Origin of the sequence: Rhizobium sp. BK275, assembly GCF_014193555.1 — a bacterium.
Taxonomy (GTDB): Bacteria; Pseudomonadota; Alphaproteobacteria; order Rhizobiales; family Rhizobiaceae; genus Rhizobium.
In genome coordinates, this window is the sequence record NZ_JACHZL010000004.1 from 1 (window position 1) to 15,593 (window position 15,593).

At 61.4% G+C, this 15,593-nt stretch carries 12 protein-coding genes; 2 read left to right on the forward strand and 10 right to left on the reverse strand.

The window, feature by feature from the left end:
• Positions 1-172: 172 nt before the first annotated feature.
• The 10 genes from ligA to aqpZ all read right to left on the reverse strand — a co-directional run bounded on the left by ligA (position 173) and on the right by aqpZ (position 12,935).
• Positions 173-2,329 carry an NAD-dependent DNA ligase LigA gene (gene ligA / locus FHT82_RS13455; protein WP_183731045.1) on the reverse strand — a complete coding sequence of 719 codons (2,157 nt, stop codon included), beginning with the start codon at positions 2,327-2,329 and terminating at the stop codon, positions 173-175.
• Positions 2,330-2,404: 75 nt separating this feature from the next.
• Positions 2,405-2,923: a DUF6886 family protein gene (locus FHT82_RS13460; protein WP_183731048.1), complete on the reverse strand. Its 519-nt coding sequence runs from the start codon at positions 2,921-2,923 to the stop codon at positions 2,405-2,407.
• 73 nt (positions 2,924-2,996) lie between these two features.
• Positions 2,997-4,670: a DNA repair protein RecN gene (gene recN, locus FHT82_RS13465; protein WP_183731051.1), complete on the reverse strand. Its 1,674-nt coding sequence runs from the start codon at positions 4,668-4,670 to the stop codon at positions 2,997-2,999.
• Between the two features lie 5 nt (positions 4,671-4,675).
• A complete protein-coding gene (locus FHT82_RS13470) occupies positions 4,676-5,545 on the reverse strand; it encodes an outer membrane protein assembly factor BamD (RefSeq protein ID WP_183731054.1) in 870 nt (289 codons plus the stop codon).
• Between the two features lie 272 nt (positions 5,546-5,817).
• Positions 5,818-6,774, reverse strand: a complete 957-nt coding sequence (gene lpxC, locus FHT82_RS13475) for a UDP-3-O-acyl-N-acetylglucosamine deacetylase (protein WP_183731057.1) — start codon at positions 6,772-6,774, stop codon at positions 5,818-5,820.
• 261 nt (positions 6,775-7,035) lie between these two features.
• Positions 7,036-8,742, reverse strand: coding sequence for a cell division protein FtsZ (ftsZ, locus tag FHT82_RS13480; protein WP_183731060.1), 1,707 nt, complete (start codon positions 8,740-8,742; stop codon positions 7,036-7,038).
• Positions 8,743-8,798: 56 nt separating this feature from the next.
• Positions 8,799-10,130 carry a cell division protein FtsA gene (gene ftsA / locus FHT82_RS13485; RefSeq protein ID WP_183731063.1) on the reverse strand — a complete coding sequence of 444 codons (1,332 nt, stop codon included), beginning with the start codon at positions 10,128-10,130 and terminating at the stop codon, positions 8,799-8,801.
• On the reverse strand, positions 10,127-11,059 hold the full coding sequence (locus FHT82_RS13490; protein WP_183731066.1) for a cell division protein FtsQ/DivIB: 933 nt from the start codon (positions 11,057-11,059) through the stop codon (positions 10,127-10,129). Before FHT82_RS13490 ends, ftsA begins: the two co-directional genes overlap by 4 nt.
• A complete protein-coding gene (locus FHT82_RS13495; RefSeq protein ID WP_183732723.1) occupies positions 11,047-11,973 on the reverse strand; it encodes a D-alanine--D-alanine ligase in 927 nt (308 codons plus the stop codon). The genes FHT82_RS13490 and FHT82_RS13495 overlap by 13 nt, the downstream gene beginning before the upstream one ends.
• A gap of 275 nt (positions 11,974-12,248) precedes the next feature.
• On the reverse strand, positions 12,249-12,935 hold the full coding sequence (gene aqpZ / locus FHT82_RS13500) for an aquaporin Z (RefSeq protein WP_183731069.1): 687 nt from the start codon (positions 12,933-12,935) through the stop codon (positions 12,249-12,251).
• Between the two features lie 262 nt (positions 12,936-13,197).
• On the opposite strand from aqpZ, the gene FHT82_RS13505 reads away from it, so the two are divergent.
• Entirely contained in the window at positions 13,198-14,493 is a 1,296-nt protein-coding gene (locus FHT82_RS13505; RefSeq protein WP_183731072.1) for an MFS transporter, read from the forward strand.
• 113 nt (positions 14,494-14,606) lie between these two features.
• Entirely contained in the window at positions 14,607-15,536 is a 930-nt protein-coding gene (locus tag FHT82_RS13510) for an SDR family oxidoreductase (RefSeq protein WP_183731074.1), read from the forward strand.
• Positions 15,537-15,593 lie beyond the last annotated feature (57 nt).

Consider the following 15,593-nt stretch of genomic DNA (forward strand, 5'->3'; position numbering starts at 1 on the left):
AATCGATGCGCTGCGAAGGCAACCGCCTGCAACAAGATCAGACCCACGACAAATCCCTCTGCCAATAGGCTAAACTTAAACCGGACAGCAGTGGGACAAGCCCGAGGATGACGGCAAGTAAAAAGCAGGCCTGTCAAAAGACGGAGGCCCGACGTCCAGCGCAGTGCTCCCCTCACCCGCCAATCAGCGCCAGCCACTCGTCCTCGTCCATCGTCTGGACACCGAGTTCGCGGGCCTTGTCGAGCTTGGAGCCGGCACCGGGACCGGCAACGACGATGTCGGTCTTCTTGGAGACGGAACCCGCTACTTTGGCGCCGAGGCCTTCGGCCCTCGCCTTCGCCTCTTCGCGGGTGAACTTTTCCAGAGAACCGGTGAAGACGACGGTCTTGCCTGCTACCGGGCTGCCCGACGTGACCGGCTGCGCGGCCTCCTGCGGCGTCACCTCGTCGAGCAGACGGCCGATCACCTCGATATTGCGCGGCTCCTTGTAGAATTCGACGATGGCGCGTGCCACCACTTCGCCGATGCCTTCGATGGCGTTGAGGTCGTTCCAGGCATCGCCTGAAAGCGTCGCCGCCTCCTTCATTGCAGCCGCAAAGGCCTCGTAAGTGTTGTAGGAGCGCGCCAGCAGCTTTGCCGTCGTCTCACCCACATGGCGGATGCCGAGCGCGTAGATGAAGCGGTGAAGGGCGATGCTGCGCCTCTCGTTGATCGCCGCATAGAGCTTGCCGACGCTGACCTTGCCGAAGCCGTCGATGTTCTCCAGCTTGGTCAACGAAGCGGCCTGCCGCTTTTCAAGCGTGAAGATATCGGGCGCAGTGCGGATCTGCAGCGCCTCGTCCTCGCTCTCGAAGAAGAAGTCGATCTGCTTGGAGCCAAGCCCTTCGATATCGAAGGCATTACGCGAGACGAAGTGCTTAAGCTCCTCCGTCGCCTGCGCCCGGCAGATGAAGCCGCCGGTGCAACGGGTGACGGAATCGAGCTTGCCGGTTTTCTCGTGCCGTTCACGCACCGCATGCGAACCGCAAACCGGGCATACTTTCGGAAACTGATAGGGCTGTGCCTCGGCCGGGCGCTTCTCCATGACGACATCGAGCACCTGCGGGATCACATCGCCGGCACGCTGCACGATGACGGTGTCGCCGATGCGGATATCGTGCTCCTCCTCGCGGATGCGCTCGCCGCTATTGCCGATACCCTTGATGTAGTCCTCGTTGTGCAGGGTCGCATTGGTGACGACGACGCCGCCGACGGTGATCGGCGTCAGCCGCGCCACCGGCGTCAGCGCACCGGTGCGCCCCACCTGAATGTCGATGTTTTCGACGATGGTGAAAGCCTGCTCGGCCGGGAACTTGTGCGCCGTCGCCCAGCGCGGGCTGCGCGAACGGAAACCAAGGCGCTGCTGCAGTTCGAGGCTGTCGACCTTGTAGACGACGCCGTCGATATCATAGTCGAGGTCGGGCCGCTCAAGGCCGATCTCGCTGTAATGGGCAAGGATATCGTCGACTGAACTCAACCGCTTCATCAGCGTGTTGACCGGGAAGCCCCACTCCCTGAACTTTTCGACCATGCCCATCTGCGTATCGGCAGGCATCTCCGACATCTCGCCCCACGCGTAAGCGAAGAATCTCAGCTTGCGGCTCGCCGTCACCTTCGCATCGAGCTGGCGCAGCGATCCTGCAGCCGTGTTGCGCGGATTGACATAGGTCTGCTTTCCCTCGGCCTCCATCTGGGCGTTCAGCGCCATGAAGTCGCTCTTGGCCATATAGACTTCGCCGCGTACCTCGACGATTGATGGGGCACCTTTCGGCAGCTCGTTCGGGATTTCCCTGATGGTGCGGATATTAGCCGTGACATTCTCGCCCGTCGTGCCGTCGCCGCGCGTGGCACCCGTCACCAGCCTGCCATTCTCGTAACGGATCGACATGGAAAGCCCGTCGATCTTCGGCTCGGCCGTGAAAGCGATGGAATTATCAGGCAGGCGGCCAAGGAAGCGATAGACGCTGGCAACGAAATCGCGCACGTCCTCCTGCGAGAACGTATTGTCGAGCGACAGCATTGGCCGCGAATGGACCACGGGCGCGAAAGTGTTGGATGGCTCAACGCCGACACGGCGTGACGGACTGTCCTCGCGGATAAGTTCCGGGAAACGTGCCTCGATCGCATCGTTGCGCCGCTTCAGCGCGTCATAGTCCGCATCCGAAATCTCCGGCTGATCCTTGCCGTGGTAGAGCGCGTCATGATGCGCGATTTCCTTGGCCAGCCGCCCCAGTTCGGCAGCGGCGTCTTCAAGGGTCAGGTCCTCAACAGAGACGGATTCGGTCGACATGCAGCTTCACTCCAGAGAATCTGCAATGGTTTTAGAGCAAAATCCGTCGATTGAAATAGTATCAACCTTCGGAAATCACGGCTGCGCGTTGCGCAGCCTTATGGCGCTGACATGCAGCGTCGTTTCCCCCAGCGCCTTCAAAGGCATCAGGCTGTCAACGACCCTAAGCTCGATGCCGCGCGGCGCAAATTCGCAATCGAGCCTGGAAACAACCGTGAGCGCTAGCGGCACGACCGACTTGCGAGACACCCACATTCCCGCATCCTGCAAATTCTCGAAGCTCTCCGTCGGCATCTCGTAGCGATGGATGCGTCCAGCCTCCAGCCGCTCCAGCCAGCCGCGTTCGATATAAGCCGCACCGCGCCATCTGCCCAACAGCTGCCGATCTTCTTCCGATGTCTCCGGCTTTGCCCAGATCAGGATGCGCGGGCAGTCACGCGGAAAGAGATACATGAAGTCATTGACATCATCGATCGCCCAGACGAGCGGACCATTCAGCCACTCCCTGCCCGGCGGGCGCTCGGAGGCGATACGCACCGGTCGAGGCTCGAAAATCGTAATGGTGGGATCGTCGCTGAAATGGAAGAGCCGCATGGCATGCAGGACCTTACCGTGGGGATGACGCCTGATAACGCAGTGCCCAAGCCTTGTCACCCACAATGGATGTCTAGCCGTTACCCGCCAGCAACCGTGCAGCCGCCGCCCTCGCCTCTTCCGTGACGGAGGCGCCGGCGAGCATGCGGGCGATCTCTTCCCTGCGATCCTTCTCGGCCATAGTGGCAACGCGCGTGGCGATCTTGTCGGAGCCTTCGCCCGACGGCCCCTTGGAGATCAGCAGGTGCGTGGCAGCACGTGCTGCCACCTGCGGCGCATGGGTGACGGAGAGAACCTGTACGCGGTCAGAAAGCCGCTTCAACCGCTGGCCGATCGCGTCCGCCACTGCCCCGCCGACACCGGTGTCGATTTCGTCGAAGACGAGCGTCGGCGCCGAACCGCGGTCTGCAAGCGCTACCTTGAGCGCCAGCAGAAAACGCGAGAGTTCGCCACCGGAGGCAACCTTCATGATCGACCCCGGCCGCGTGCCCGGATTGGTCTGGACGTGGAATTCGACGACATCGATGCCTTCGGCGGTCGCCTCCTCCGCATCGGTGGTGATCTCCACCATGAAACGGGCGCGCTCAAGCTTCAGCGCCGGCAATTCGGCCATCACGGCCTGCGCCAGCGCATCGCCGGCATGATGACGCTTTTCGGAGAGCGAGCGGGCAGCCATATCGAAATTCGTCTTGGCGACGCCCACCTCGGCCTGGAGTTTGGTAAGCCGCTCCTCGCCGGCATCGAGATCGGCTAGATCGCTGATCATGCGCACGGCGAGCGCCGGAAGCTCGGTGACGGGAACGGAATATTTGCGGGAGGCGGCGCGCAATGCAAACAGCCGCTCCTCGACGCGCTCCAGTTCCTTCGGATCATATTCCGTCTTGCGCAGTGCCGCCTCAACTTCCATCTGCGCGTTCGAAAGCTGGTCCAGCGCCGCGTCGAGCAGCGCTACGGTGTCTTCGAGCAGGCCGGGCGCCTCATGGCTCTTGCGCTCCAGACGGCGCACCAGCGAGGCGATATGCGGCACAGGAGAGGCATTGCCGTTGAGGAACTCGGAAGCCTCGGCAATATCGCCGGCAATGCGCTCCGCCTTCATCATCTTCTGGCGGCGGTCGGCAAGCTCGTCTTCTTCGCCATCGCGCGGCGAGAGCTTTTCCAGCTCTTCGACGGAGGAGCGCAGATAATCCGCCTCGCGGGCCGCGGCCTCGACCTTCTCGCGGTGTTTCTTCAGCGTGCGCTCGCTATCGTGCCACTGGCGGTAAAGCGCGCCGACGGTCTGCACATCTTCGCTGATGCCCGAGAAGGCGTCGAGCAGCGTCCTGTGGGCATTGGTATCGACCAGCGCGCGGTCGTCGTGCTGGCCGTGGATCTCGACCAGCATCTGGCCGGCCTGGCGCATGAGCTGCACGCTCACCGGCTGGTCGTTCACATAGGCCTTGGTGCGTCCATCCGAGGATTGCTGGCGGCGGAAGATCAGGTCGCCTTCGTCGTCGATGCCGTTTTCGCGCAGAAGCTTCCGCGCGCCGTGATCCATGCCGACATCGAAGACGGCCGTGACCTGACCCTTGTCCTCTCCATGGCGCACGAGGCCGCCATCGCCCCGCCCGCCAAGGGCCAGCGAAAGACTGTCGAGCAGGATGGATTTGCCGGCACCCGTCTCACCCGTCAGCACGGAGAGGCCGGTCTCGAAGGCAAGATCCAGCCGCTCGATCAGGACGATATCGCGGATCGAAAGCTGGATCAGCATTGGCCTCAGGAACCGAGAAGGAGTTTCTTGCCCGCTGCAGCGATCCACGAACCCTTGTTTTCACGCGGCTCCGCGCCACCCGACTGCAGCAGCTTGTAGGAATCAGCATACCACTGACTATCTGGATAATTGTGACCGAGAACGGCAGCCGCCGTCTGCGCTTCCTCGACGATGCCCATCGCATAATAGGCTTCGACAAGACGGGCGAGCGCCTCTTCGATCTGATTCGTGTTCGGATATTTCTCGACCACGATGCGGAAGCGCGAGATCGCGGCAAGATATTCCTTACGCTCCATGTAATAGCGGCCGACCTGCATCTCCTTGCCGGCGAGCTGGTCGCGCGCAAAGCGCATCTTGGCCTGCGCATCATCGACATATTCGGAATCAGGATAATTGTCGACGACGGCCTGCATGGCGTCGATGGTCTTCTGTGCCGCGCGCTGGTCCTGCGTCACGTCGACGATCTGCTTGGAATAGGTGAGACCGACGAGATACTGCACGTAAGCGGCATCCTTGGACTTCGGATACTGCGCCATATAGCGGTTGCCCGATGCAAGCGCGTCGTCGAAGCGGCCCTGGCGGTATTTGACGAAGGTGCTCATGACGAGCGCCTTGCGCGCCCATTCCGAGAAGGGATTCTGCGCATCGATCGCGTCGAACTTGCGTGCCGCCTCGGCCATGTTGCCGGCCTTCATGTTGGCGAGGCCCTGCGTGTAGAGCACGTCAGGCGGATCGGTTTCGAGGCCGAGCTTGGTGATGTCGATATCCGGGTCCGACTGGCAGCCGGAAATCAAGGCGCCTGCGCTCAGCACCATCACGGATGCGAGCAAAGCGCGCGCTGTCTTCATCATCATGTCAGACCTTGCATAAGCCATTCGAAAGAATCCCACCGCCGCCGTCCACTCCACAGCAGCCACGCCTAGCTGGCGTTTCTAGCCACAAATGTGCATCGAGAGCAACGCAATGATCACGCATTAACGCATTTTTGTGGCAGCACTGCCGAGAATGTCAGGCTTTTCACGGCATTCAAAGCGGCATTGGCTAAATATATGCCGCAAAACATCTATCGCGCGCTATTCCGCCCCTTCCCCATAAAAAAACCGCCCCCGTTGGGAGGCGGCCCTGGCCTTAATTGGTATACTGGAGGTCATGCCGACCAGGGGGCGAATTCCGGAGCGCTGACTGCAATGAACTCGCGAACGGTAACGCGCTGGCGCGGTATCGACGTCTCGACCACTTCATAGGCCGTGGGATCGCTGAGCAGTGCCTTGAGAGCGTTGGCGTTCATCTTGTGGCCACCGCGATAAGAACGGTAGCAGCCGATAAACTGTGCGCCGGCAAGCGCCAGATCGCCGACGGCATCGAGCGTCTTGTGACGCACGAACTCGTCCTTGGCGTAGCGCAGACCTTCGACATTGATGACAGTGTTGTCGTCGGAGATGACGACGGAGTTTTCGAGCGAAGAGCCGAGAGCATGGCCCGAAGCCCAGAGGCGCTCGACATCGCGCATGAAGCCGAAGGTGCGCGCACGCGACAGCTCGGTCTTGAAGACGGTGGCGGTGAGATCCCCTTCCCATTTCTGGCGGCCGATCAGCGGGCATTCGAAATCGATCTCGACTTCAAAGCGCGTGCCGTCATAGGGGCGGAACTCGCTCCAGGAGCCACCATGCTCGATACGAACCGGCTTGGTGATGCGGATGTAGCGGCGCTTGACGCCGAGGGAAACAAGACCGACCTGCTCGATAGCTTCGACGAAGGGAACCGAGCTGCCATCCATGATCGGCATTTCGGCGCCGGTGACTTCGATGACGACATTGTCGAGGCCGAGCGCATAAACGGCTGCCATGACATGTTCGATCGTCGCGACGGAATGGGCCGGCGAGAAGCCGAGAACGGTGCAGAGATCGGTATTGCCGACCTGCGAGGAAACGGCCTTCAGTTCGGTGACGTCGCCGTTGTCATGCACGCGCTGGAAAATAACGCCGGTACCGGCTTCGGCCGGATTGAAGGTGATCGAAACGTCGGCACCAGAATGAACGCCGATACCCGAAAGAGTTACCGGACGCGATACCGTCGTCTGAAAGCCCAACAAGCCAAGTCCCATAAAATTCTGCCTTTATTCTTCCGCACCCGTCGCTGCCAGCCGGTCCGGTGTTCTTCTACACTGCCCGGTGCCGCTTAAAGCAGACTCTTGGAGCAGTTCGCTTGCTTCATACTTACGTGGAGGCACGCCGCAATCCAAATCACTGTTCGTTTCGGTTTGTTACGAAAATCTCGGTGCCAAAAACATCTAGAATTCAAGCACCTAGAAATGCAAACGCCCAGGATTTCGGCCCCGGGCGTTTTCTGTGGAGAAGCGTTCTTCTCAGTTCGACTGGCGGCGCAGGAATGCAGGGATTTCCAGCTGGTCGTCTTCCTGCATCATGCGGGCCTGCGGAACGGCACGACCCTGGTCGTCGAGGTTGCCGCGACGCGGTGCGTAGAGGCTTGCCTCCGGCGACAACGGACGGCGCTGCTGCGAGGAGGCAGCCGGCGCAGACGTCATTTCCGGAGCGACTTCCTCTTCGCGGCGGCCGAGCGAGTTGGTGATTCGCTTCAAGAGACCCATCGGGCCGCGCTCTTCCTGGACATGCGAAGCAGCAGGCTGCGAGCGATGGTCGATCTCGGCCTGGACGACCGGCGGGAAATCCTCGACCTTCGGCATGCGGACCTGTTCGGGCGCCTGGCGGATGACAGGCTCATGACGGACCGGCTGCTGCATGACCGGCTGTGGAGCCGGCTGCTGCATGATCGGAGCCGGCTGCAGCGGAGCCTGACGCATGACCGGAGCTGCTTCCTGTGCAGCGAAGATCTTGCTCTGCGGACGGAAGGTTTCCTGCATCACCGGCTGCTGCTGGACAGGAGCAGCGGCACGTGGGGCCGGGATTTCCAGTTCACGTTCCATCGCGACTTCAGCCTCGCGGATGGTCTGCGCAATCTGGTCGGCCTTCGGTGCCTGCATGACTGGAGCAGGCTGAACTGCGGCCGGTGCCGGAGCAACGGCCGCGGAGGGACGGATAGCGGGCTTTGCCGCCGGCTGGAACCCACGGTCGGCAGCCTGGTTCATCGCACGGTCGATGCCGGTGGCGACGACCGAGACGCGGATGATACCTTCGAGCGATTCGTCGAAGGTTGCCCCGAGGATGATGTTGGCGTCCGGATCGACTTCTTCGCGGATGCGGGTCGCAGCTTCGTCGACTTCGAACAGCGTGAGGTCGCGACCGCCGGTGATGGAGATCAGCAGGCCCTGTGCGCCCTTCATCGAAGTTTCGTCGAGCAGCGGGTTGGCAATCGCCGCTTCGGCGGCCTGCATGGCGCGGCCCGAACCGGAAGCTTCACCCGTACCCATCATTGCCCTGCCCATTTCGCGCATGACCGAACGGACGTCGGCGAAGTCGAGGTTGATGAGACCTTCCTTCACCATCAGGTCGGTGATGCAGGCAACGCCGGAGTAGAGAACCTGGTCGGCCATGGCGAAGGCATCGGCGAAGGTCGTCTTGTCGTTGGCAATCCGGAAAAGATTCTGGTTCGGAATGACGATCAGCGTATCGACCGACTTCTGCAGTTCCTGGATGCCGGATTCGGCCAGACGCATGCGGCGTCCGCCTTCGAAGTGGAATGGCTTGGTGACCACGCCGACCGTCAGGATGCCCTTGTTGCGGGCGGCCTGCGCGACGACAGGAGCAGCGCCAGTGCCGGTGCCGCCGCCCATGCCGGCGGTAACGAAGCACATATGTGTACCGTTCAGGTGGTCGATGATCTCGTCGATGCACTCTTCGGCAGCCGCGCGGCCGACTTCCGGCTGCGAGCCGGCGCCGAGACCTTCGGTGACGTTGGCGCCGAGCTGGATGATCCGTTCGGCCTTCGTCATGGTCAGCGCCTGGGCGTCCGTATTGGCAACGACGAAGTCGACGCCCTGGAGACCGGCGGAAATCATGTTGTTGACAGCATTGCCGCCGCCGCCGCCAACGCCGAACACGGTGATGCGCGGCTTCAGCTCGGTGATGTCAGGCTTTTGCAGCTTGATAGTCATGGTACCTGTTCCTTCTCTCTCTGGCCGCATCGCCACGCCGGCCAATTCACTCAATTTCAAAAGCTTTCCTTCAGCCACTGGCCCATGCGGGCGATACGGCTGTTATTACCCCCAAGCGACAGGAGCAGGCTGCTCTGTGACGCATGTGTTTCCATGTCCGCGACCTGCGGATAGATCATCAACCCGACGGCCGTCGAAAAGGCCGGACCCTTGGCCGCCGTCGGAAGACCCGAAACACCCATCGGACGGCCGATACGGACGTTGCGGGCCAGAATGCGCCGCGCCACTTCGGCAAGGCCGGTCAGCTGGCTGGCGCCGCCCGTCAGCACGACGCGCTTGCCGACGATCGGGCTGAAGCCCGAGCGCTGGATGCGGTCGCGGATGAGTTCCATCGTCTCCTCGATACGCGCCGAAACGATGCGCGAGACGAGAGCCCGCGGCACCTGGCTCGGCTGATCCCGGTCATCCTCGCCGATCGGCGGAATGGAGATCAGTTCGCGCTCATCGGAAGAATTGCTCAGCGCCGAAGCATGAACCACCTTCAAACGCTCAGCATCCTCGATCCGGGTGGAAAGGCCGCGTGCGAGGTCGGTCGTCACATGATGACCGCCGAGGCCGACAGCATCGGTATGGACAAGCTTGCCTTCGGCAAAGACCGAAATCGTCGTCGTGCCGCCGCCCATGTCGATCGCCGCACAACCAAGCTCGACTTCATCGTCGACGAGTGCGGCAAGACCGGATGCATAAGGTGTCGCAACGATTCCTTCCACCGAAAGATGCGCCCTGTTGACGCTGAGCTCGAGATTTTTGAGCGCCGAGCGTTCAGCCGTCACGACATGCATGTCGACGCCGAGCGCATCGCCGTACATTGCCAACGGATCGCGGATGCCGCGTTCGCCATCGAGCGAGAAGCCTGTCGCCAGCGAATGCAGAACGGCGCGGTCCTGGCGCAGCGACTGCTGGCAGGCCGCCGAAAGCACCTTCTTCAGGTCGTTCAGCTCGACTTCCTGACCACCGAGATCGATGGTCGCCGTGTAGATGTCGCTGCCGAGACGGCCGGCCGTCAAGTTGACGATCAGGCTTTCGACGGTGAGGCCCGCCATGCGCTCGGCCGCATCGACTGCGAGACGGATGACGCTTTCCAGCGCGTCGAGATCGGCGATTACGCCGGTCTTGATACCGCGCGAACGCTGATGGCCGATGCCGATGATCTCGATATTGTGCGTGCGGCCCGGCAGGATCTGGCTTTCCTCACGCGGCGTCAACCGGCCGATCATGCAGACGACCTTGGTCGAGCCGATGTCGAGCACCGAAACGATATGCGACCGCTTCGACGAAAGCGGCTTCAGGCGCGGCAATCCAAAATGGGATGAACCGAACATGCTCATATATTCTGCCCCGCCTTCTTCAATTCCTTGGTGCGCGTCGCTACCGCGGCCTGTCGGCGGGCTGCCGCCTCGGGCGTCAGCTGGATCGTCGTGCGATCCGGCAGCCTGAGATCGACTGCAGCGACATCACGCTCCAGAAGCTGCTGTTCCCTGTCGAATTTCGAAAGCGTCGCGAGCGCCTGATCGAGGTCATCTTCCGGCAGCTTGACGACGACGCCATTATCCATGTGCAGATCCCAGCGGCGGCCGGAAACCCAGACATAAGCCTTCACGCGAGCCTTGACATCCGGCCACTTGGCGAAGGCGTCCTCGATGGAGGCCGCAGCCGTTTCGGCATCACGGCCGACGACGAGCGGCAGGGTCGAAAACTTGTTGTCGCGAAGCGGCGCGATCACGCTGCCGCTCTTCTCGATCAGCGACAGCTCCTGACCGTGCTGCCAGATGGCATAGGCATTGCGCTCAGAGAGCTTCACCTCGATTGTCTTCGGATAGACCTTGCGGACTTCGACATTCTCGACCCAGGGAAGGCGTGCGATCTTCTGGCGCGCAGCATCGACGTCGAGAGCGACAAGCGACGTCGCGCCATCGAGGCCGAGAAGCTGCAGGATCTCGATTTCGGAAGTCTGGTTGTTGCCGGAAACCTTCACGTCCTCGATGGCAAAGCCGACAGCGCTGGTCGTTGCCTGCGCGACGGCTTCCGTATGACCGCCGAGCGACATGCCGTAGAGACCGGTCGCAGCCAGGAAGCCGAACGCCGAAACCGTGCCCGTATGGGCCGGAATATGAATGCGGCCGGTACCGAGGCTGACGAGGAAGCGCACGACGCGGCGCAGCGGACGCGGCAGCACGAGGCGTTCGTCGGCTTCTACGATGGGAAGCTCGGCATAACGGCTGGGGCGCCCTATCCTTTTGACCGTCAACGCAAACAAGACGCGTCCTCCACCATCCACCGGAGAAATGCACCAAAGGAATATCCGGCATGGCCGGCCATTTCGGGCACAAGGGAGGTTGGAGTCATGCCCGGCTGGGTATTGACCTCCAGCCAGATGAGCTCGCCGTCCTCGGAGAAACGATCGTCGTAACGAAAGTCGGACCGACTGACGCCGCGACAACCGATTGCTTGATGCGCCCTTAACGCCAATGTTTGTATTTTTTGGTAAATTTTCGGTGAAATTTTAGCCGGCAAGACGTGTTTTGAACCACCTGACGCATACTTGGAGTCGTAATCATAGAAATTGTGGCCCTGGGGCACCACCTCGATGACATCCATGGGTTGATCACCCATGACGCCGCAGGTCAGTTCACGACCATGGATATAGCGCTCGACAATGACTTCCTCGCCGTAGCGCCATTCGGCCGAACCGATGACCTGCGGCGGGTGCGCCTGATCCTCGCCGACGATGACGACACCGAAGCTGGAACCCTCGCGCACCGGCTTCACCACATAAGGCGCCTTCATCGGATGCTCCGATGGAAACGAGAAGCGGTTCAGAACCTGCGATTCGGCAACCGGAACGTCGGCAGCGGCAGCCACCCGCTTCGCCCGGCCCTTATCCATGGCAAGTGCCGAGGCAAGCACGCCCGAATGCGTATAGGGGATCTGCAGATATTCGAGGATACCCTGGATAGTACCGTCCTCGCCGAAAGGCCCGTGCAAGGCATTGAAGACAACATCAGGTTTTAGAGCGGAGAGCTTTTCGGAAATGTCGCGCTCGACATCGATGCGCGTCACCTTGAAGCCTTCACCTTCAAGGGCATCGGCACACGCTTTTCCCGAGGAAAGGCTGACAGGCCTCTCCGAGGAAAACCCGCCCATCAGGACAGCTACGTGCTCGCGACTCATCAACACCCCCAAAAATAACTTTCACTATGCAGAACCAAGGCTTGCGCGAAGCTGGTCTGCGCGGTTCGTGGCCTTTGTCTGACTTGGGTGCATTAGAACATCATTATGGTTAACGAACCGTTTACTTTCGTTAACTCCGCCTTGCCGAATGCTTCATTTTTCTGCCCTTGCGGCCGCGCGAACATCACAGCGAGCCGACCGGGAAGGCGATGGAAAATGAAAAACCCGCGCGGAAAAACCACGCGGGTTCAATGGCATGTCCTGATGTTTTGCAGTCAGTCCTTATCGCCGAAGAATTTCCAGACGAGGCCGCCGATCGCACCGCCCGCGAGTGGCGCGATCCAGAACAGCCAGAGCTGCTGCAGCGCCCAGCCGCCGACGAAAAGCGCCTGCCCGGTCGAACGCGCCGGATTGACGGAGGTATTTGTCACGGGGATCGAGACGAGGTGAATCAGCGTCAGCCCCAGGCCGATCGCAAGCGGCGCAAAGCCTGCGGGTACCCGGCTGCTTGTCGATCCCAGGATGATGATCAGGAAGAACATGGTCAACAGAACTTCGATCAGCAGTGCCGAAAGCAGCGAATAACCGCCCGGAGAATGTTCGCCATATCCGTTGGCCGCAAACCCGCCGAGCTCGAAACCCGCCTTGCCGCTGGCGATGAGATAGAGCGCTGCGGCAGCGACGATGGCACCGACCACCTGTGCGACCACATAGGGAACGAGGCTAGCCGCGGGAAAACGTCCCGCAACAACAAGGCCGAGAGAGACGGCGGGATTGAAATGGCCGCCGGAAATGCCGCCCACGGCATAGGCCATGGTGAGGACGGTCAAACCGAACGCCAGCGCCACGCCGGCAAAACCGATGCCAAGTTCAGGATAGGCGGCCGCGAACACAGCACTGCCGCATCCGCCGAAGACCAGCCAGAATGTACCGAAAAACTCGGCAGCAAGACTTTTTTGCATGTGTGCCCCTCCATTCTCTCAACCAGAGAGTACTTATCAGTCAATTACAATTTGATTCCGGTCAAGTTCGCGGCTAGCCCATGCCAAGCTTGGCGCAAGGTTGAAAAAGCGCCGAGCCTGCCCATCGAGGCAGCCCGGTCACACCCGCGGATAATGTCGTTAGCGTCATATTCTTGCGTGTCCGGGCATTTTCTCAGCCTTAAAATTGCGTTAAGAGCGGCAGCTCCCAAGCAAATCGATAAAAATACTGATTGGAATGAACATGACAGAAGCGATCTCCGTATCGCCGAGCCCTTCGACCAGCACGCAGGTCAATTCTCCGGCACGCGTCCTGATTGCCAGCCTCATCGGCACCACCATCGAATTCTTCGACTTCTACGTCTACGCGACGGCAGCCGTCATCGTTTTCCCGCACCTCTTCTTTCCCTCGAGCGATCCGACCTCCGCACTCCTGCAGTCGCTCGTGACCTTCTCGATCGCCTTCTTCGCCCGCCCCTTCGGCGCCGTGGTCTTCGGCCATTTCGGCGACAAGGTTGGCCGCAAGGCGACGCTCGTGGCCGCCCTCATGACCATGGGCCTGTCTACCGTCGTGATCGGCATCCTGCCGGGTTATGATGCGATCGGCATCGCCGCTCCGTTGCTGCTCGCGCTGTGCCGCTTCGGCCAGGGCCTCGGCCTCGGCGGCGAATGGGGCGGCGCCGTGCTGCTCGCGACGGAAAACGCACCTCCCGGCAAGCGCAGCTGGTACGCCATGTTCCCGCAGCTCGGCGCGCCGATCGGCTTCATCCTCTCCTCCGGCTTCTTCCTGATCCTTGCGGAAACCATGAGCAACGAGGACTTCCTCGCCTATGGCTGGCGCATTCCCTTCATCGCCAGTCTCGCGCTCGTCGCCGTCGGTCTCTATGTCCGCCTGAAGATCGCCGAAACGCCTGAATTCCAGAAGGCTGTCGAAAAGCACGAGCGCGTCGCCGTTCCCGTCGCGACCGTCTTCCGCGGCCACCTGCGCAGCCTCATCCTCGGCACGTTCATCGCAGTCGCCACCTTCGTGCTCTTCTACCTGATGACGGTCTTCACGCTGTCCTGGGGCACGACGAAACTCGGCTATTCGCGCGAGCAGTTCCTGGTCATCCAGCTCGTCGGCGTCGTCTTCTTCGGCCTGACGATCCCGCTCTCCGGCTGGCTGTCGGACCGCTACTCGCGTCGCCTGATCCTGATCCTGACGACGATCGCCATCGCCGTCTTCGGCTTCTTCTATGCGAGCCTGCTGACGGCAGGCCTGACCGGCGCGGTTCTGTGCTCGATCATCGGCCTCGGCCTGATGGGATTCACCTATGGTCCGATCGGCGCTGCCCTGGCAGCTCCCTTCCCGACCATGGTGCGCTACACCGGCGCCTCGATGACGTTCAACCTCGGCGGCATCTTCGGGGCTTCGCTTGCTCCCTATATCGCCACCTGGCTCGCAACCAACTACAGCCTCAACTATGTCGGCTACTATCTCGCCGCCTCGGCTGCGATCTCGCTGATCTGCATCCTGCTGTCGGGTCGCGAAGAAGTCTGAGCCACTTACCATCTGAACAAAAAGCCGCGCCGCCCGCCGTCGCGGCTTTTTTTATTGATGCAGCCAGCGCTTCCGGTTAGCCAAGGCCTCTACGGGCGAACAGGGAGAAGATCATGCGATGCCTCGTCACCGGCGCAGCCGGCTTCGTCGGCGGTCCGCTTGTCGAACGGCTGCACAGAGAGCGGATTTGCGACGTAACGGTCACGACACGTTTCGCGACATCGGCCTTCCCGTCCGATATCAGGCATTTCCCGGTCGATATCACCGAGAAGACCGACTGGACGGCAGCACTCGACGGCGTCGACGTCATCGTCCATCTCGCCGCCCGCGTTCACATCATGAACGATCGTTCGGCCGATCCACTGGCGGACTTCCGCCGCGCCAACACCGCTTCCACCCTGAACCTTGCCGAACAGGCCGCCCGTGCGGGTGTGAAACGGTTCGTCTTCATCAGCACCATCAAGGTCAATGGCGAAGAGAACGACCGGCCGTTCAGGCACGACGACACGCCGAAGCCCCTCGATCCCTATGGCATCTCCAAGATGGAAAGCGAAATCGGCCTGCGCGAGATCGCCGCCTGCACCGGCATGGAGGTTGTCATCGTCCGGCCGCCGCTGGTCTACGGTCCCGGCGCGCGCGGCAACTTCGCGCTGCTTGTCGGGCTTGTCCGCAAGAAACTGCCGCTGCCCTTCGCCTCGCTGAAAAACCGCCGCACGCTGGTCGCAGTGCAGAACCTCGTCGACCTGATCATCACCTGCATGCAGCATCCCGCCGCCGCCGGCGAAACCTTCCTTGCCGGAGATGGCGAAGATCTTTCGACGCCCGCGCTGGTCGAGGGCATTGCAGCAGGCCTCTCCGTCAAACCGATGCTGCTGCCCTTCCCCCCGTCCCTGATGCATATGGCAGCCAGGATCACCGGAAAGGAAGCCGTCTATCAGCGCCTCTGCGGCTCGCTGCAGGTCGACATATCCCATGCGCGCGACGTGCTGGGCTGGTCGCCAGTCATCACGCCGCGCGAAGGCCTGAGGCTTGCGGTGAACTAAAGCATGTCGCGCAAAAGTGTGCAGCCGTTTTCGACAACGACATGCGTCAAACAAAGA

What these genes read in the sequence shown, in the direction of transcription:
- ligA (WP_183731045.1), bottom strand. Translation starts at nt 2,329, where the DNA reads ATGTCGACCGAATCCGTCTCTGTTGAGGACCTGACCCTTGAAGACGCC.
- FHT82_RS13460 (WP_183731048.1), bottom strand. Translation starts at nt 2,923, where the DNA reads ATGCGGCTCTTCCATTTCAGCGACGATCCCACCATTACGATTTTCGAG.
- recN (WP_183731051.1), bottom strand. Translation starts at nt 4,670, where the DNA reads ATGCTGATCCAGCTTTCGATCCGCGATATCGTCCTGATCGAGCGGCTG.
- FHT82_RS13470 (WP_183731054.1), bottom strand. Translation starts at nt 5,545, where the DNA reads ATGGCTTATGCAAGGTCTGACATGATGATGAAGACAGCGCGCGCTTTG.
- lpxC (WP_183731057.1), bottom strand. Translation starts at nt 6,774, where the DNA reads ATGGGACTTGGCTTGTTGGGCTTTCAGACGACGGTATCGCGTCCGGTA.
- ftsZ (WP_183731060.1), bottom strand. Translation starts at nt 8,742, where the DNA reads ATGACTATCAAGCTGCAAAAGCCTGACATCACCGAGCTGAAGCCGCGC.
- ftsA (WP_183731063.1), bottom strand. Translation starts at nt 10,130, where the DNA reads ATGAGCATGTTCGGTTCATCCCATTTTGGATTGCCGCGCCTGAAGCCG.
- FHT82_RS13495 (WP_183732723.1), bottom strand. Translation starts at nt 11,973, where the DNA reads ATGAGTCGCGAGCACGTAGCTGTCCTGATGGGCGGGTTTTCCTCGGAG.
- aqpZ (WP_183731069.1), bottom strand. Translation starts at nt 12,935, where the DNA reads ATGCAAAAAAGTCTTGCTGCCGAGTTTTTCGGTACATTCTGGCTGGTC.
- FHT82_RS13505 (WP_183731072.1), top strand. Translation starts at nt 13,198, where the DNA reads ATGACAGAAGCGATCTCCGTATCGCCGAGCCCTTCGACCAGCACGCAG.
- FHT82_RS13510 (WP_183731074.1), top strand. Translation starts at nt 14,607, where the DNA reads ATGCGATGCCTCGTCACCGGCGCAGCCGGCTTCGTCGGCGGTCCGCTT.